The following is a 16505-nucleotide window of genomic DNA, read 5'->3' as shown; positions in this document are numbered from 1 at the left end:
CCGCCCGGCCGGGCGATCCAACCGCACCGAAGGAGAATCCCATGGCGATCCTCGACCTCCAGACCCTGGAGCTGCCCGAGACCGAGGCGGCCCCGATCGACGACACCCTCGACCAGACCAGCTCGCTGAGCGTCCTCAACTGCGGCACCAGCACCGTCAGCACCCTGCTCTGCCTCTGACCCGACCGGCCGCCCGCACGGGCGGTCCATGACGGTCGAGCCGGCCGGGGTGGTCCGCGCGACCACCCGGGCCGGCTCCCGGACAGACCCCCGGGCCGCAGCGGCCACCGCCGCTGCGGCCCCTTCCGTCGTCCCGGCTCCCCGGGAGCCCCGCCCAGGAGAGAGGTGTTCCGTGGCCGACCGGCCCGCGACCGCCACCACCGCGCCCGCGCCGCCCGCCGACGCCGCCCCCGTGCCCACGCCGGAGCCCGGCCCCGCGCCCGCCCCCGCGTCCGCGCCGCCGCGGGTCCGGCTGCGCCGCGAACTCGCCGCCCAGCCGGTCCGCCTGGCCACCGCCCTGGCCCTCGCCGTGCTGGCCACGGCGGCCGCCCTCGCCCTGCCGCTGCTGGTCCGCCGGATCGTCGGCGACTTCTCCGAGCACCGCTCGCTCGCCCCCGGACTGCTGATGATGGCCGCGGCCGCCCTCACCGGCGCCGCGGCCCAGGCCCTCTCCGGTTTCCAGCTGGCCCGGGTCGCGGAGGCCATGACCTACCGGCTGCGCACCGCCCTGATGGCCCACACGCTGCGGCTGCCGCTGCCCGTGGTCCGCGCCCGGGGCACCGGCGAACTCGCCGCCCGCGTCACCTCCGACGCCCAACTGCTGGGCCAGGTCGTGGAAGTGGCGATGCAGCTGCCGCTCGCCGGGCTCAGCGTGCTGGCCACCCTCGGGGTCATGGTGTGGATCGACTGGGTGCTCACCGCGGTCACCGTCGCCGCGCTCGCCCTGCTGACCGCCCTGGTCCTGGTGATCACCCGCCGGATGCGGGCCAACGTCACCGGGCAGCAGGACGCGGTCGGCCGGATCGCCCAGCGCTTCACCGCCGACCTGGAGGCCCTCACCACCATCAAGGCGTACCGGGCCGAACCGCTCGCCGACCGGGTCCTGGCCGAGGACGCCGACCACCTGCGCGCCGTCTCGCTGACCGGCGCCCGCCTCGGCGCCCTGGTACCGGCCGTGCTCACCCTCGGCAACCAGTTCGCGATGATCGCGGTCATCCTCACCGGCGGCGCCCGGCTGGCGGCCGGCCAGCTGAAGGTGGCGGCCTTCGCCGCCTTCCTGCTCTACCTGCTCCAGACCGTTCCGTCCGTGAACACGCTGGCCACCGGGTTCGGGCGCCTCCAGGCGGGGCTGGCCGCCCGCGACCGCTGCAACGAACTCCTCGCGCTGCCCCCCGAGGCCGACCCGGACGACGCCGCCCGCACCGCGCCCACCCCCGCGCCCGACGCCCCGGCCGTGGTCTTCCGCACCGTCTCCTACACCCACGCCGGGGCACGGCGGGCCGCGCTGCGCGCCGCCTCCTTCAGCGTCCCGCGCACCGGACTGACCGCCGTGGTCGGCCCGTCCGGCGCCGGCAAGAGCACCGCCCTCGCCCTGGTCGGCCGCTTCGCCCGGCCCGGCGCCGGCTCGGTCAGCGTCCTCGGCCACGACCTCCAGGCCTGGCCGCTCGGCGCGCTGCGCGCCCGGATGGCGTACGTGGACCAGGAGTTCACCCTCCTGGAGGCCAGCGCCCGGGACAACCTCCAGCTCGGCCGGGCCGGCACCGCCGACGAGCGGGAGCTGGCCCGGGCGCTGGCCACCGTGGGCCTGACCGAGGACGTCGAACGCCTGCCGCACGGCCTGGACACCGTCCTGGGGCGCGAGTTCGACCTCTCCGGCGGCCAGCGCCAGCGGATGGCCCTGGCCCGCGCGCTGCTCGCCGACGCCGACATCGTGCTGCTGGACGAGCCCACCAGCCAGCTGGACGGCCTGAACGAACTGCGTTTCCGCGAGATCGTGGACCGCCTCGCCCGCCGCAGCGCCGTCGTGGTCGTCGCCCACCGGCTCTCCACGGTCCAGCACGCCGACCACGTGATCATGATGGACGGCGGCACCGTCGTCGACGCCGCCGACCACCCCACCCTGCTCGCCCGCTGCGCCCCCTACCGCGAACTGGTGACCAGCCAGGCAGGCCCGCCCCTCCCCGCCGACAGCCGCACGCCCCCGCGACCGTGACCCCGCCGCCCTCCCAGGACGGATCGCGGCTCCACACTCCGGCCACGTCCGGGCCTTCTTCGAGGGGCATCCCGTGCGGCCGTCGACCACGACCCGCGCGTCCTGGTCGTGGGGCCCGGCCCGCGCGGCGGCGGCTGGGCGTATGTGACGGCGGGCTGCTGGGAGGCGACGGCCGAGGACGGCCACGGGCTGGAGTTCGTCCTGACCGCCGACGTCCGGGACCGGCGGTTCGTCGAGCTCCTGGTCATGATCGCCGACTACCGGCGCGGCGGGCACCGGCTCGGCGTGGCGCACAGCCTGCCCATCGGCGAGCCGTGGGTGCCGGGCTCGGCCTGCGACCACCTGCTGATCAGCCTGCCCCATCTGCACGGACCCGAGCTCGAACACTGTCCGCTGCCCGACGGGCACGCCCGCGTCCTGTGGGCGCTGCCGGTGACGGCGGCCGAGATCGGCTTCCGCCGGCGGCACGGCCACGAGGCGCTGGAGCGGCTCTTCCACGAGGCGGCCGTCGTCCCCACCGATCCGTTCCGGGCGTCGGTGGTCCGAGCGCGGGCCCGACCAGGCCACCGCGTGCGGATTGGACCGGGACAGCCGGTGGGGCGGCGGCTAGCCTCGACGACACACCCGACCGATTCGGAGAAACGCGCCATGCACCCCGAACTCGCCGCCGACCTGTCCCGGTTGCCCGCACTGCTGGAGGAGACCCGGCAGGTGGCGGCCGCCTTCCTGGCCTCCCTGGACGAGCGGGCGGTGGTCCCCGTCGCCGAGGCGCCCGCCCCCGCCCCGCTGCCCGGCCACGGCGGCGGGCTGCGGGCGGCGCTGGCCGAGTTCGGCGAGCGCTGGGAGCCCAGGCTCTCGGCCGGCGCGGGGCCGCGCTACTTCGGGTTCGTCACCGGTGGCGTCACCCCGGCGGCGCTGGCCGGCGACTGGCTGGCCGCCACCGCCGACCAGAACTCCAACTCCTCGCTGGACGGCGCCGGCCAGCAGCTGGAGCGGGAGACGGCCGGCTGGCTGCGCGAGCTGTTCGGGCTCTCCGCCGCGCACAGCGGCACCTTCGTCAGCGGCGCGACCATGTCCAACACGGTCGGCCTGGCGATCGCCCGGCAGTGGCTCGGCGAACGCCTCGGCGTGGACGTGGCCGAGGACGGCGCCGCCGCGCTCGGCCGGGTGCGGGTGCTGTCGGGCAGCGCCCACTCCAGCGTCGCCAAGGCCCTGTCGGTGCTGGGCCTCGGCCGCTCCGCGCTGGTGCGGGTGCCCGTGCTGCCCGGCCGGGAGGCGGTCGACGTGGCCGCGCTGGAGCGGGCACTGGCGGCGGGCGACGGGCCGTGCGTACTGGTCGCCAACGCCGGCACCGTCAACACGGTGGATTTCGACGACCTGCGGGCGCTGGCCGACCTGCGCGACCGGTACGGCTGCTGGCTGCACGTGGACGCCGCGTTCGGCGCCTTCGCCGCCCTGGCCCCCGGCCACGCCCACCTGGTGGCCGGCCTGGACCGGGCCGACTCGGTCTGCGTCGACCTCCACAAGTGGCTGAACGTGCCCTACGACAGCGCCGTGCAGTTCACCCGGCGCCCGGACCTCCAGGCCCAGGTCTTCCGCAACGCGGCCGCCTACCTCGGCCCGCTCGGCGAGGACCCCGACCTGGTGCACCTCACCCCGGAGAACTCCCGCCGGCTGCGCGCCCTCGCCGCCTGGTTCACCCTGCGCGCCTACGGCCGGGACGGCCACCGGGAGATCGTCGAGCGCTGCGTGGCGGGCGCCCGCGCCCTGGGGGAGGCCGTCGGCGCGACGCCGGGACTGCGGCTGCTGGCCCCGGTCCGGCTGAACGTCGTCTGCTTCACCCTGGCCGAGGACCCCACCCCCGAACGCCTCGCCGCCCTGGCCGCGGCCGTCTCCGACGAGGCCTTCCTGACCCCCACCCACTACGCCGGCGTCCCCGCCCTGCGCGCGGCGTTCAGCAACTGGCGCACCACCGAGGCGGACGTCCGCCGCACCGCCGCGGCCCTGGCCCGGGCGCTGCGCACCCCGGCCGGCTGACGGCCGGCCCGTCCCGGCCCTCACCCGTCCGGGGTGGTGCGCGGCCCGGCGGGGAGTGCCACGGTAGGCCGCGAGGGGGTTCGGCTTCTCCCCGGAGGCGGGCGATGGACGACTATCCGCTGTTGAACATCTTCCTCACGACCATGTGGTTCTTCCTCTGGATCCTCTGGTTCATGCTCCTGTTCCGGGTCTTCGGCGACCTGTTCCGGGACGACACGGTGAACGGCTGGGGCAAGGCGGGCTGGTGCGTGCTGCTGATCATCCTGCCGTTCCTGGGGGTGTTCATCTATCTGATCGCCCGCGGGAAGGGCATGGGGATGCGCGAGATGACCCGCGCGAAGGAGGCGGAGGCGGAGTTCCGCACCTATGTGCGGGACGCGGCCGGCGCGCAGGCGAAGCCGGCCAGTGCCGCCGAGGAACTGGCCCGGCTGGCGGAGCTGAAGCGCGACGGCTCCATCACGGAGGAGGAGTACCTGCGCGCCAAGGCGCTCGTCCTGGGCGGCGGCTGACGCCCCCGGGCGTTCAGTGCTCCGCGTCCCCCGCGCCCACCGGCGCGGGGGACGCGGACGCGGGGGTGACGGGGTGGGCGGGGGCGAGGAACTCGCGCAGGGCGAAGGCCGCCAGCACGACCACGGCGAACCAGAACACGACCATGCCCGTCGGGTGGTCCCACAGGACGAAGACCACCGCGGCGACGACCAGGACCGCCACGCCCAGCCACCGCTTCCAGCGGCGCACGAAGCGCTCCACCGGGCCGGCCCGGAAACCCGCCGAGTCGGCGGAGGCGCGCAGCGCCGCGACCCCGTGCCCGGTCACCGAGCGCACGGTCACGGCGGCCCGCGAGGGGCCGACGAAGAACGCCCCGAGCGCGACCACCACCGCCAGGAAGCCGATCATCCGCACCGCCGTGCGCAGGTAGTCGACGATGGCGTCGTAGACGGCTCCGGCGGCGGCCGGCGAGGCGTCGGGGGGCAGGTGGTCGAGGAAGTAGGAGCGGAAGACGGCCAGCGCGATGCCGAGCAGCAGCATCGCCGCCCCGATGCCGAGCGCGGCGCCGACCAGCGCGCGGCGGCGGTTGAAGGCGGTCAGCACGCCGATCGCGGCGATCAGCACCGTGATCACCGGCAGCCACCAGCCGAGGATCTGCAGCAGCCGGAACCAGCCCTTGATCTTGGCCAGGTCGGGGGAGGAGAACACCACGAACGAGGTGTGCACCTCCGGGATCTTGGCGGCCGGCGCGAAACCGGCGTTGACCAGCTCGGTCTTGACCCGTTCCACCATCGGCCCGATGTCGATCACGACCTCGTCGTTCTTCAGCTGCACCGCGCCGCCGCCCTGGCCGGTGAGGGCCTTGACCATGGTGGCGTGCCCGGCCCGCACGGCCTCCTCCCAGACGGTGGCGAAGGCCTCGCTGGTGACCACCCGTTGGGCGGCGCCGTGCACGAGATCGGTCAGCGCCCCCTCCAGCGGACTGGTCAGCCCGCCCAGGAGCTGGGCGAGCCGGGGCGGCACGCCCTGCTCGGCGGCGGCCTGGGAGAGGTCGTTGACGAAGGCCTTGACGTCGATCTGCTCGGTCGCGGCGTCGGTGATCCGGTTGGCGAGGGCGTTCTGCACATCGGGGTCGTGGGCCAGCGGTGCCATCGTCGCCACGAACCGGTCGGTGTCGGTGATCTCGTCGTGGGCCCAGACGGCGATGACCGCGAGCAGCGACAGCACCGAGGCCACGATCACCAGCACGGTCGCGCCGGTGGTGCGCAGCCGGTGGTGCTGCGGCCGGCGGCCGGCCTCGGCCTCCAGCTGGGCGACCCGGTGGTGGAGCGCCTCCAGCTCGTCGGCCTGCGCGCGCTCGGGCTTCGGGCGCCCGGGCTGCGGGCGGCCGTCTTCCGGGCGGCCGGGCTGCGGCGTGCTGGACTCGGCCGGTGGCATGCGGGCAGCTCCTCGTTCTGGGCGGAACGACGGCGCCGGGACGAGGGGCCACCGTCGACACCAGCCAAGGGCCCGGCGGCGCGGACGGCGAGCGGGGTTGCCCCACCGGGGTGAGCCGCGCCCTCCGGTGGGGCGCCCGGCCGGATCACCCCGAACAGGTGAGCCGCGGAGCGGGGCGGGCGGGTTAGCTTCGCGGAGGGTCGGCTCCACGCGTGCGTCCGGGGCCGGCTCCCGGCCGACGCCGTCGGCCGGCCCTCCTCCCCCAGGAGCCGACGTGAGCAGCGAACCCGACACGACCGGCGAACTCGACCAGCCGGGCCCCATCGACTACCTGGTCATCGCGTTCCCCGGAAGCCACCTCACCGGCGAGGGACTGCCCCTGCTCGTCGACCTGGTCGAACGCGACATCATCCGCGTCCTCGACCTGACCTTCGTCCGCAAGGCCGCCGACGGCACGGTGGTGGGCGCCGAACTGGCCGACGTGACCGGCGACGGGCGCCTCGACCTGACCGTCTTCGAGGGCGCCTCCTCGGGCCTCTTCGGCGAGTCCGACCTCGCCGAGGCGGGCGCGCTCCTGGAGCCGGGCGACTCCGCCGCCGTCCTCCTCTACGAGAACCGCTGGGCGGCGCCGCTGGCCAACGCCCTGCGCCGGGAGGACGCCCGCATCGTCGCCGGCGGCCGCGTCCAGCTCCAGGACCTCCTGGACGTCCTGGACTCGCTCGAAGGGCTCGACGCCGCGAGCTGACCCCCGCCCCTCATCCCCATCCGGACCCCCAGGAGGAAGCCATGCCCGGACTGCTCCGCGGTGTCGCCCGCACCGCCGTGGTCGCCGGAACGGCCACCGCCGTCTCCAACCGCGTCTCGCGCCGGCAGGCCGGCCGCTGGGCGCAGCAGGACGCCCAGCAGGCCGGCTACTACGCCGAGCCCGCCGCGCCCCCGCCACCGCCCGCACCCGCGCCGGCCGCCGCGCCGACCATGGAGGAGAAGCTGGACCAGCTCAAGGACCTGGCGACGCTCAAGGAGCAGGGCGTCCTGACCGAGGAGGAGTTCGCCGCCCAGAAGGCGAGGATCCTCGGCAGTTGACGGGCTCGGGCCCCGGTCCGGCGGCCCGGACGCGGCTCAGCCGCGGCGCGCGTCCAGCGCCAGATGGGTGCCGAGCCCGAACAGCAGGCCCCAGAAGGCCGAGCCGATCCCGAACAGGGTCATCCCCGACGCGCTCGCCAGGAAGGTCACCACCGCCGCGTCCCGCCCGCGCTCCGCCGCGACGGCCGCCGCCAGGCTGCCCTGCAGCGAGGCCAGCAGCGCCACCCCGGCGATCACCGCGACGAGTTCCTTCGGCAGGCCGGTGAACAGGCTCACCAGCACCCCGCCGAAGCTGCCCACCAGCACGTACAGCGCCCCCGAGGACATCCCGGCCACGTACCGGCGGCGCGGGTCCGGGTGGGCCTCCGGGCCCGAGCAGATCGCCGCCGTGATCGCCGCCAGGTTCACCCCGGGCGAGCCGAACGGCGCCAGCAGCACCGAGACCGCGCCGGTGGTGCCGATCAGCAGCCGGTCGTCCGCCGGGTAGCCGAAGGCCCGCAGCACCCCGAGTCCCGGCGCGTTCTGCGAGGCCAGCGTGACGATCGCGAGCGGCAGCGCCAGCCCCACCAGGGCCGACCAGGAGAACGCCGGCGCCGTCAGCACCGGCACGGTCGGCCCGCCGGTGCCGTGCCGCAGCGGCAGCCCGACGGAGAGCGCGGCGAGCACGCCGCCAACCAGCAGCGCCACCAGCACGGCGTACCGGGCCGCGAACCGCTTCGCCAGCAGGAAGGCCGCGAAGCTGCCCACCACCAGCAGCGGCGCGCTGTGCACGGCGCCGAAGATCCCGGCGCCGAAGGAGAACAGGATGCCCGCCAGCATCGCGTTGACGATGCCGGCCGGCACGGCGGCGATCAGCCGGCCGAACCAGCCGGTCACCCCGAACAGCGTCACCGCCACCGCGCTCACCAGGAACGCGCCGACCGCCTCCCGGTAGGGGTAGCCGCCGAGGCTGGTCACCAGCAGCGCGGCCCCCGGCGTCGACCAGGCGGTGATCACCGGCGTCCGCGTCCACCAGCTCAGCGCGAAGCCGCTGACCCCGCTGCCGATCGCCACCGCCCAGATCCAGGACGCCGTGTGCGCCGCGTCCAGCCGCCCGGCGGCGGCCGCCGCGAGCACCACCACCAGCGGCCCCGAGAACGAGACCGCGACGCACACCAGCCCCGCCAGCAGCGCCGGTGCCGACACATCGCGCCGCAGCGTCCGAGGTCCCTCGCCCCCGACCGGATCCGTCTCCGGTCCGACCGTCAGTTCATCTGTCATCCGGGCAGTATCCCGAAACCCGTCGGAGCCCCCACCGGGGCGGTCGGGCGCTGTCAGCGCGGCCGGTGGGCGGCGACGGCGAACATCGTCACCGACAGGTGGAAGGTGCCCCGCTCGGCGGCGGCCGCCAGCTCGTCGTAGAGCCGGTCGCGCTGTGCCTCGGTGATCAGCCCCCGCTCGACGGCGGCCGTCCCGAGCCCGTGCACCAGGGGCCAGGTGACGGAGCGTGGATCGTGCAGCAGGACGGCGGAGCCGAACTCGTCGACGGTCAGACCCGCGGCGGCCTCCCACTCGGCGAGGCGGCGCCCGGCGTCCGGCGCGGCGGCGGCGTCCTGGACGACGGTGGCCAGCGCGGTCCTGACCTCGGGGGAGGCGGGGTGGACGACGAAGGTGGACCATTCGGTGTCCAGCAGGGTGAGCCGGCCGCCCGGCCGCAGCACCCGGGCCATCTCGGCGACGGCCCGCGCCGGATCCGGCAGGTGCTGCAGGACACGCTCGCACCGGGCGGCGTCCACCTCCGCGTCGGGCAGTGGCAGCGCGAGGGCGTCGCCGTCCAGGAAACGGGCTCGGCTGCCGGCGTCGGCGGCGCGGCGCTCGGCGAGGGCGCGCAGTCCGGGATGGGGCTCGACACCGAGCGCGCTGCCGCCCGGCCCGACCGCCGCGGCGAGCACCTGCGTCTCCGAGCCGGTGCCGCTGCCGACGTCCAGCGCCCGCTCGCCGGCGGCCGGCGCCAGCCGGTCGTGCGCCCATGCACGCAGCTGCCGCACGCCGGGGTTGGCGGCCAGCGCGTCCAGCGCGGCGATCAGCCGTTCGGTGACCGCGGGATCGGTGTTGGAGGGGTGGAAGGCCGAGGTGGGGCGCGGGTCGGTCATGGCGCCCACTCTAGGGACACCGCACGCCCCCGACCGGCGGCGCCGCGACCTGGCGGGGGATCAATCCCCGTCGCTCGCGAAGATCTTGGCGTCCAGGCCATTCCGTTCGTTCCGATCATCCTGGAAGCTTCCAGCGGAGTCGTCCAGGAGAGGGGCAGCACGGTGCGGTTCGCGGGTGTGGGTGTGACACGTGAGGGCTACCGGATCGCCCTGCCGGGCGGTGCGGTCGAGGTGCTCGAACGCTGCGGCGTGGAACGGCCGGTGGCGCGGCTGGCCGACCTGGCGGCCCGGACGCCCGGCGGCCTGACCGCGGTCGTCGACAGCGCCAACGGCCTCCTGGACGCGCCCCTCGGGGCCGCCGGGATCCCGGTGCTCCGCGCGGACCCGCCGGTCCCGGTGGACGGCGGAGCCCCGGCGGAGGTGCTCGCCGAGCTCGGCCGCTCCCGTCCCGGGAGCCTGACCGCCCTGCCCCCGGCGGGGTGGACGATGAGCGGCCGCGAGGAGGAGATCGCGGCGGCGGACCGGGCCAGTGCTCCGGTGGAGCGCCGGCTCGCGCTCGGCGGCCGGCTGGTGACGGGCGGCACCGGCACCGCGCCGCTGGTGGCGCTGACCTTCGACGACGGTCCGGACCCGGAGTTCACCCCGCGGGTGCTGGAGGTGCTGCGCCGCCACGACGCCCCGGCGGCGTTCTTCTGCATCGGACTGCAGGCGCTGGCCCACCCCGACGTGGTGCGCCGGATCGCCGACGCGGGCCAGACCCTCGGCAACCACTCCTGGTCCCACGCCTACCTGCCGGACCTCGGGCCGGCCGGACTCGCCCGGCAGCTCGGTCACACCCGCGACGCCATCGCCGAGGCCTGCGGTGACGACCGCCCGGTCCGCTGGCTGCGTCCCCCGTACGGCGGCCGCAGCCCGGAACTCCTGCGCGCCGTCGACGAGTCGGGCCTCATCACGGTGCTCTGGGACGTCGACGCCAAGGACTGGTCGCGCCCCGGCCCGGAGGTCATCGCCGAGCGCGTCCTGGGCCAGGTCCGCCCCGGCTCGGTGATCCTCATGCACGACGGCGGCGACGACCGCTCCCAGACCGTCGCCGCGCTGCCCGCCGTCATCACCGGCCTGCGTGCCCGCGGCTACCGCCTGGTGAGCCTCGACGAGCTGCTCGCCGCCGGCTGACCGGCCCGCGGGCACGGGTTCTCCGAGCCTTCCCCATGGACACGTCATGGGGCGTTCATCCGCACCCGGGAGGATGTCGTGCCGAAACCCCCTGTTCGCCCCGTGCTCGTTCGAGGAGAGGAAGAGTCATGCGCAAGCCCCTGATGGCGATGGCCGCGGCCGCGTTCGCGGTCGTCGGATTCGCCGCACCGGCGCAGGCCACCGTGAACGACGTGAACATGTCCTTCGGCATGGCCTACGGCAACAGCACGACCTCGGGAACGATCCACTTCACCGACGGGTACACCGCCACCGTGTCCGGCGCCGTCCACGCGGCCAGCGGCGCCCGCCAGGTCTGCGTCCAGGGTGTCAACGGCGGCGCGCAGACCGGCGTCGTCTGCAGCGACTGGGCGTACGCCGGGGAGGCGAACCAGCCCCTCGGCGCGTCGCTGCGGATCGCGGTGGCGGGCGGCGTCCAGCGGGTCTACATCTGGATGAACGACGAGGCCGGCGCTTTGCTGGCCCAGGAGTTCTGTACCCGCAACGGCTGTACGCGCCAGCTCTGAGCGGTCGGCCGCCGCCGGGTCACCCTCCGGCGGCGGCCGCCTCCTCGACCCGCTCGCCCGCCCAGGCCAGGAACGCCCGCACCTCGGCCGCCGGCAGCGGCGCCGCCGCCGACCGCGGCCGCTCGAAACCGCGCACCGCGGCCTCCAGCAGCGGCCGGAACCCGGGCTCGGCGGCGGCGGTCTCCCGCGCGGCCGCCCGCTTGGCCACCCACCGGCCCGTGCGGCAGAAGACCACCGCCCGGCAGCCGTTGAGCACCCGGTTGTCCGCCAGATGACCGGGCCCGTCGGCGTGTTCGCGCACACCGGCGCGCAGCGCGGCGAACAGGTCGGCGGGCGCGGGCTCCGCGATCACCCGCCGCGCCGGCGCGCCCCACAGGGTGATCCCGGACCGGTGGGCGATCGAGCGGTCGACGACGAACCAGAACGCCGCCGTCCCGGCGGTGTCGAGGTCCGCCCGCTCGGTCAGCAGCGGCCCGGTGTTGAGGTTCAGCAGGTACCCCGCGGCGCCCGAGGGCCGCCCGGCGAAGTCCGCGCCGTACACCACCAGTTCCAGCCCGGCGGCCGGACACGGCAGCCGCCGGTGGGCGAGCTCCTCGGCCAGCCGCCGCAGCGCCGCCGCCGGCAGGCCCGGTTCGACGACCACCGTCACGTCCACGTCGCTGCGGCCGTGCCGGTAGTCCCCGAGCGCCACCGACCCGACCGCCACCACGCTCACCGTCCGCGCCCCGCAGACCGCCCGCACCCGGCGGACCACCTCCGCCAGGTACCCGCGCAGCTCGGCGGGCACCGGCGGCCGCTCCTCGTCACCTCGGCTCACGGCTCCAGTCTGCCCGCCGCACCGGGCGGGCGGGCCGCGACGGGCCCGGCGTAGGCGCCGACTGGACGAGCGGTGGACGGAGCACACCGGTCGGGCCGGAGGAGTCCCCGCGGCCCGCGGCGCGGCTGGTAGAAGAACCTCCGGGCGCCATGGTGCGCCGCCGACCCGGAGGAGTCACGCGATGACCGTTTCCCGCTTCACCGCCCGTGTCCGTTCCGCCCGCGCTGCCCGCGCCGCCCGCGCCGCCGCAGGTGCCGTGCTGGCGGCGGCCGCCGCCCTGGTGCCGGTGCTCGCCGGCGCCCCGCAGGCCTCCGCCTCCGTCACCGGCCTGGACAACACCTGGTCCTGTTCCGTGCCGGCCGGCTACGTCTACGACCAGATCACCGCCTCCTCGGCCTGCGGCACCACGCCCCGCTACCACCTGCGCACCCCGGTCGACGGTCTGGTCTCCTGCGTCCGGGCGTCCGGCTTCGTCTACGACGCCACCACGATGACCACCAACTGCAGCATGGCGCCGGGAAGTTCGTCGGACTCCTACCGGCTGCGGGTGCCGGGGGACCTGGTCACCTCGTGCGTCACGGCGAGCGGCTTCACCTACGACCGCGTCACCAACATCTCCCAGTGCAGCCTCGCCCCGGGCAGCACCAACCCCGCCTACCGGCTGCGCACCCCGGTCGTCGGCCTGTGGGCGTGCTCGGTGCCAAGGGGCTGGAGCTCCTCCAGCACCACCCAGAGCCACGACTGCAGCTACGGCACCAGCCCGAGCGACAAGGCCACGATGTACCTCCTCAAGGCCGCCTGACCCCGCGACAGCCCGCCTTCGGCGGACCTCGGGCCATTGAAAAATAGATGGTGTGCTGATCAGTCAGGACGCTCTATGCTTCGTGCGTTCACATACTCTCCGCACAGAGCAGGTCCTGCCGGATGAAGCTTCCCCGGGTGTCCGCCGTCGTCGCGGCCGCGGTCCTCGCCCCCGCCGTCCTCTTCCCGTCGTCGGCCGTGGCCGCCGACGCCCCGCAGCCCGTCGGAGTCTCCGGCCCCGACACCGGCTCCGAGGGCGGCACGACCCAGGAGGACCTCGACCGCGCCGAGATCCAGCGGATCCTGGCGGACAAGGAGAGCGGCGTCTCCGTGCGGGAGGCCGCCGAGCGGGCGCTCGCCGCCGGAACGGCCGCCGACCTGCGGCACTTCCTGGAGGTCGGTCTCCAGGACGCCCGGCGGACCGACGACCGCGTCAAGGCCGCCCAGATCCTGGCCGTCGGCGGTCCGGCCGTGAAGGCGGCCGCGCAGAAGGCGCTGCGCGGCTCCTACGCCGACCTCGTCGCCTTCCTCAAGGAGGGCCAGTACGCGGCCCGCGCCGAGGACGACCGCGCCGAGATCGAGCGCATCCTCGCCGACCCGCAGACCGGCCGGGGCGTGCGGGAGACCGGCCAGGCGGCCCTGGCCGTCGGCACCCCCGCCGCGCTGCGGCACTTCCTGGAGGTGGAGCTCCCCAAGCAGCAGGCCGACGACGACCGCGTCGCGGTCACCCGGATCCTCTCCCAGGGCGGCCCGGCCGTGAAGAGGGCCGCGTCCGCCGCGCTCTCCGGCACCTACGCGGACGTCGTGAAGTTCCTCAAGGAGGGCCAGTACGCGGCCCGCGCCGAGGACGACCGCGCCGAGATCGAGGTCATCGTCGCCGACCCGCAGACCGGCCCGCACACCCGCAGGGCCGCCCAGCAGGCGCTCGAGGGCGACGCGGCCGGGCTGCGCCGCTTCCTGGAGTCCGAGCTGGCGTCGGTGCGGATGAGCGACAAGCGGGTGAAGGTGTCGCAGATCGCCGAGAGCGGCGGACCGGCCGTCCGGAAGGCCGCGCTCGCCGCCCTGGAAGGCACCGACCAGGCCGTGCTGGCCTTCCTGGAGCACGGCTGGTCCGAGGCCCGCGCCGAGGACGAGGCCGCCGCGCAGCCCGCCACGCTGCCGACCACCCGGCCCACCGCCCGGCCGGCCGAGCAGCCGTCGGCCACCCCGGCGCCGCAGGCCGCCGCGACCACCCCGGCCGTCCCGGCCGCCCAGGCCCCGGTGGTCCAGGCCGCGGCCCGCACCACGACCGGCGGCGGCACCGGCACCACCCACACCGCCGCCGACACCGCGGCCCGTCCCGGCCAGCTCGCCGCCACGGGCTCCGAGGGCCTCGGCTGGGAGGCCGGCGGCGCCGCCGCGGCCGTCGCCGCCGGTGCCGCGCTCGTGGCGGTCTCCCGCCGCCGTCGCCCGACCGAGGACTGACCCACCGAGGACTGACCCACAGAGGGGCGACCCACCGAGGATCGACCCACCGAGGATCGACCCGCCCGCACACGCGTCACCCGGCCGCCGCCCACGGCAGCCGGGTGACGCGTGTGCGCGCACCACCCCGTGCGACGGCGCTCCCGGACGAAACGGCGGAGGATGTCGAGGGCCGGCCACCGCGGCCGACCACACCGAGGAGGCCCCGCCATGACGATCCGCCGGATGGACAACGTCCTCATCGTTGTCGAGGACCTGGACGCCGCCGTCGCCTTCTTCACCGAACTCGGCCTGGACCTGGAGGGCCGGTCACCGGTCGAAGGGCGCTGGGTGGAGCGCATCATCGGGCTGGAGGGCGTCCGGCAGGAGGTCGCCATGCTGCGCACCCCGGACGGCCACGGCCGGATCGAGCTGGCGATGTTCCACTCGCCGGAGCCGGTCAGGCCCGAGCCGAGGCCGGCGCCGCCCCACACGCTGGGCATCCGGCGCGTCATGTTCGCCGTCGACGACATCGACGACGTGGTCGTCCGCCTGCTCGCCCACGGCGCCGAACTCGTCGGCGAGATCGTGCGGTTCGAGGACGTCTACCGGCTCTGCTACGTCCGCGGCCCCGAGGGCATCATCGTCGGACTGGCGGAGGAGCTCGGCTGACGGCCCGTCCGGCGGGATGTCACACCCGAGGGCGCTGTCCGGTCGTCCGGTGAACGTCGGAGCGGATCGCCCCGGCCCGTGACCGCAGGAGGACCCGCGCACGCCCGTTTCACCAGGAGCCCGGCCGTGTTCGCGACCGCGGCGGCGGCGCATCAACGCGAGCGGCTCCCGGCCGTGCTTCCGGGAGCACAACGGCTTCCCGGGCCAGTACATCCGGCTGGACGCCGGGCAGCAGCTCGGAGACCTGGGGGTGAGCGGCTTCCACGACCGGACCTCCTCCTGGAAGGCCTGCTGACACCGGCTGTTCGGCCCGGCGCCCCGCGTCCACCGCGCGGGGCGTCAGGGCAGCAGGAGGCCGGCGAGTTCGTCGAGCAGCTCGGTGACGCGGCGGGCCCGCTCCGGGTCCGGCACCGCCTTCGCGATCAGTGGCTCGGCGGGCCGGGCGACGTGCTCGCGGATGGCGCGCCGGGCGACCTCGGAGACCGTCAGCAGGGTGCGCCGCCCGTCGCGCGGGTCGGCGGCGGCGTCCAGCAGACCGCGCTCGCGCAGCCGGGCGACGGACACCGAGACATGGCTCTGCGCGAACCCGGTCCGGACCTGGATGTCCCGGACCGAGGTCTGCGGATGGCGGTACACGTCGGCGACCACGGCGATCTCGCCGGGGGTGAGGTGCTCGGAGGCCGGGTCGATGATCATCTCGCGGCCGAGTTCGGTCAACCGCTTGCCCAGCCTGAGGAGTTGCACGCCGTCCATGGCGACAGAATACATCTTCACAGATGCATCGGCAGCGATGTAGATTGCCGGCCATGACGACCTCCGGCTCGACCTCCGACTCGCCGTCCGCCCCGACCTCCGAATCGTTGCGCCCGGTGTCCCGCACCGCCCTGTCCGTCGCCCTGGTCCGGGCCTACGAGAGCTCCCGCCCCGACCCGCTCTTCGACGACCCGTACGCCGCCGCGTTCGCCACCGCCGCCGAGCTGCCGCTGCCCGCCGCCGGTCCGCGCAGCGGCCTCGCCAAGGCGCTGGTCGCGCACGGCGTCCTGCGCACCCGCTTCTACGACGACCGCCTGCTCGCCGCCGGCGCCGACCAGGTGGTGCTGCTCGCGGCGGGCCTCGACACCCGCGCCCACCGGCTGGACTGGCCGGCCGGCACCCGGGTGTTCGAACTCGACCTGGGCCCGGTGCTCGCCTTCAAGGAGCAGGTGCTCGACGCCCTGGGCGCCGTGCCGAGGGCCCGGCGCACCGTGCTGCCCGCCGACCTGCTGGAGCCGCACTGGCCCGCCCGCCTGGTCGACGCCGGCTTCGACCCGGCGCGCCCCTCGGCCTGGCTGGCCGAGGGGCTGCTGGTCTACCTGGCGCCCGAGGAGGCGGCCGCCCTGCTGACGGCCGTCGCCGCCCTGGCCGCCCCCGGCAGCCGGCTGCTGCTGGAACAGGGCCGGGACGTCACCGCCACCCCGCACGACCCGTCGCTCGCCCATGTCACCGACCTGTGGCGCGGCGGCCTCGGCCCCGGCACCCGGGACTGGCTGGACGGCCACGGCTGGGCCACCGAACTCACCACCCTGGACCGGCTCGCGCGCCGCCACGCCCGCCCGCTGCCCGGCCCCTCCACGGCCGCCTTCATCGAAGCGGTCCGGCGGCCGGCGGACTGAGCGGAAAAGAGGG

17 protein-coding genes and 1 pseudogene are annotated in these 16505 nt (G+C 75.7%); 13 read left to right on the top strand and 5 right to left on the bottom strand.

What is annotated here, in order from left to right; all coding sequences use genetic code 11:
* Positions 1 to 41 precede the first annotated feature (41 nt).
* The 5 genes and pseudogenes from ABTX81_RS34960 to ABTX81_RS34940 all read left to right on the top strand — a co-directional run bounded on the left by ABTX81_RS34960 (position 42) and on the right by ABTX81_RS34940 (position 4757).
* Positions 42 to 179 (top strand): SapB/AmfS family lanthipeptide, encoded by a 138-nt coding sequence (locus ABTX81_RS34960; protein WP_350554074.1) that lies wholly within the window; start codon positions 42 to 44, stop codon positions 177 to 179.
* Between the two features lie 172 nt (positions 180 to 351).
* A complete protein-coding gene (locus ABTX81_RS34955; RefSeq protein ID WP_350554072.1) occupies positions 352 to 2211 on the top strand; it encodes an ABC transporter ATP-binding protein in 1860 nt (619 codons plus the stop codon).
* A 108-nt stretch (positions 2212 to 2319) separates the two neighbouring features.
* Positions 2320 to 2682 (top strand): annotated as a pseudogene (locus tag ABTX81_RS34950) (suppressor of fused domain protein); the annotation flags it as partial.
* A gap of 177 nt (positions 2683 to 2859) precedes the next feature.
* Positions 2860 to 4248 (top strand): pyridoxal phosphate-dependent decarboxylase family protein, encoded by a 1389-nt coding sequence (locus tag ABTX81_RS34945; RefSeq protein ID WP_350554132.1) that lies wholly within the window; start codon positions 2860 to 2862, stop codon positions 4246 to 4248.
* Positions 4249 to 4352: 104 nt separating this feature from the next.
* Entirely contained in the window at positions 4353 to 4757 is a 405-nt protein-coding gene (locus ABTX81_RS34940) for an SHOCT domain-containing protein (RefSeq protein ID WP_350554070.1), read from the top strand.
* A 13-nt stretch (positions 4758 to 4770) separates the two neighbouring features.
* On the opposite strand, the gene ABTX81_RS34935 is transcribed toward ABTX81_RS34940, so the two are convergent.
* Positions 4771 to 6174, bottom strand: a complete 1404-nt coding sequence (locus tag ABTX81_RS34935; RefSeq protein ID WP_350554068.1) for a hypothetical protein — start codon at positions 6172 to 6174, stop codon at positions 4771 to 4773.
* A gap of 274 nt (positions 6175 to 6448) precedes the next feature.
* Between ABTX81_RS34935 and ABTX81_RS34930 the strand changes: the two genes are divergently transcribed.
* Both ABTX81_RS34930 and ABTX81_RS34925 read left to right on the top strand, forming a co-directional pair.
* Positions 6449 to 6919, top strand: coding sequence for a DUF6325 family protein (locus ABTX81_RS34930; RefSeq protein WP_350554066.1), 471 nt, complete (start codon positions 6449 to 6451; stop codon positions 6917 to 6919).
* Between the two features lie 41 nt (positions 6920 to 6960).
* Positions 6961 to 7257: an SHOCT domain-containing protein gene (locus ABTX81_RS34925; RefSeq protein WP_350554064.1), complete on the top strand. Its 297-nt coding sequence runs from the start codon at positions 6961 to 6963 to the stop codon at positions 7255 to 7257.
* Between the two features lie 36 nt (positions 7258 to 7293).
* Here ABTX81_RS34925 and ABTX81_RS34920 read toward each other — a convergent pair whose 3' ends face one another.
* Together ABTX81_RS34920 and ABTX81_RS34915 are read right to left on the bottom strand one after the other, a co-directional pair.
* Complete coding sequence (locus tag ABTX81_RS34920) at positions 7294 to 8517, bottom strand: benzoate/H(+) symporter BenE family transporter (RefSeq protein ID WP_350554062.1); 1224 nt, start codon at positions 8515 to 8517, stop codon at positions 7294 to 7296.
* 53 nt (positions 8518 to 8570) lie between these two features.
* Positions 8571 to 9389 carry a methyltransferase domain-containing protein gene (locus ABTX81_RS34915; protein WP_350554060.1) on the bottom strand — a complete coding sequence of 273 codons (819 nt, stop codon included), beginning with the start codon at positions 9387 to 9389 and terminating at the stop codon, positions 8571 to 8573.
* A 177-nt stretch (positions 9390 to 9566) separates the two neighbouring features.
* Between ABTX81_RS34915 and ABTX81_RS34910 the strand changes: the two genes are divergently transcribed.
* Together ABTX81_RS34910 and ABTX81_RS34905 are read left to right on the top strand one after the other, a co-directional pair.
* Positions 9567 to 10562, top strand: coding sequence for a polysaccharide deacetylase family protein (locus tag ABTX81_RS34910; protein WP_350554058.1), 996 nt, complete (start codon positions 9567 to 9569; stop codon positions 10560 to 10562).
* Positions 10563 to 10690: 128 nt separating this feature from the next.
* Entirely contained in the window at positions 10691 to 11107 is a 417-nt protein-coding gene (locus ABTX81_RS34905; RefSeq protein WP_350554056.1) for a hypothetical protein, read from the top strand.
* Between the two features lie 19 nt (positions 11108 to 11126).
* Here ABTX81_RS34905 and ABTX81_RS34900 read toward each other — a convergent pair whose 3' ends face one another.
* Positions 11127 to 11924 (bottom strand): nucleotidyltransferase domain-containing protein, encoded by a 798-nt coding sequence (locus tag ABTX81_RS34900; protein WP_350554054.1) that lies wholly within the window; start codon positions 11922 to 11924, stop codon positions 11127 to 11129.
* Positions 11925 to 12105: 181 nt separating this feature from the next.
* Here ABTX81_RS34900 and ABTX81_RS34895 point away from each other — a divergent pair, with 181 nt between their 5' ends.
* From ABTX81_RS34895 to ABTX81_RS34885, 3 genes are all read left to right on the top strand, one after another.
* Positions 12106 to 12726 carry a hypothetical protein gene (locus ABTX81_RS34895; protein WP_350554052.1) on the top strand — a complete coding sequence of 207 codons (621 nt, stop codon included), beginning with the start codon at positions 12106 to 12108 and terminating at the stop codon, positions 12724 to 12726.
* A 122-nt stretch (positions 12727 to 12848) separates the two neighbouring features.
* On the top strand, positions 12849 to 14189 hold the full coding sequence (locus ABTX81_RS34890; RefSeq protein WP_350554050.1) for an ALF repeat-containing protein: 1341 nt from the start codon (positions 12849 to 12851) through the stop codon (positions 14187 to 14189).
* Positions 14190 to 14399: 210 nt separating this feature from the next.
* On the top strand, positions 14400 to 14840 hold the full coding sequence (locus tag ABTX81_RS34885) for a VOC family protein (RefSeq protein ID WP_350554048.1): 441 nt from the start codon (positions 14400 to 14402) through the stop codon (positions 14838 to 14840).
* Between the two features lie 339 nt (positions 14841 to 15179).
* On the opposite strand, the gene ABTX81_RS34880 is transcribed toward ABTX81_RS34885, so the two are convergent.
* Positions 15180 to 15593, bottom strand: a complete 414-nt coding sequence (locus ABTX81_RS34880; RefSeq protein ID WP_350554046.1) for a MarR family winged helix-turn-helix transcriptional regulator — start codon at positions 15591 to 15593, stop codon at positions 15180 to 15182.
* 53 nt (positions 15594 to 15646) lie between these two features.
* Between ABTX81_RS34880 and ABTX81_RS34875 the strand changes: the two genes are divergently transcribed.
* Positions 15647 to 16492: an SAM-dependent methyltransferase gene (locus tag ABTX81_RS34875; RefSeq protein WP_350554044.1), complete on the top strand. Its 846-nt coding sequence runs from the start codon at positions 15647 to 15649 to the stop codon at positions 16490 to 16492.
* Positions 16493 to 16505: the final 13 nt, after the last annotated feature.

Source organism: Kitasatospora sp. NPDC097605 (assembly GCF_040302725.1).
Taxonomy (GTDB): Bacteria; Actinomycetota; Actinomycetes; order Streptomycetales; family Streptomycetaceae; genus Kitasatospora.
The sequence above is the reverse complement of the archived record's forward strand: the minus strand, read 5'-3'. Positions and strand labels throughout refer to the sequence as shown.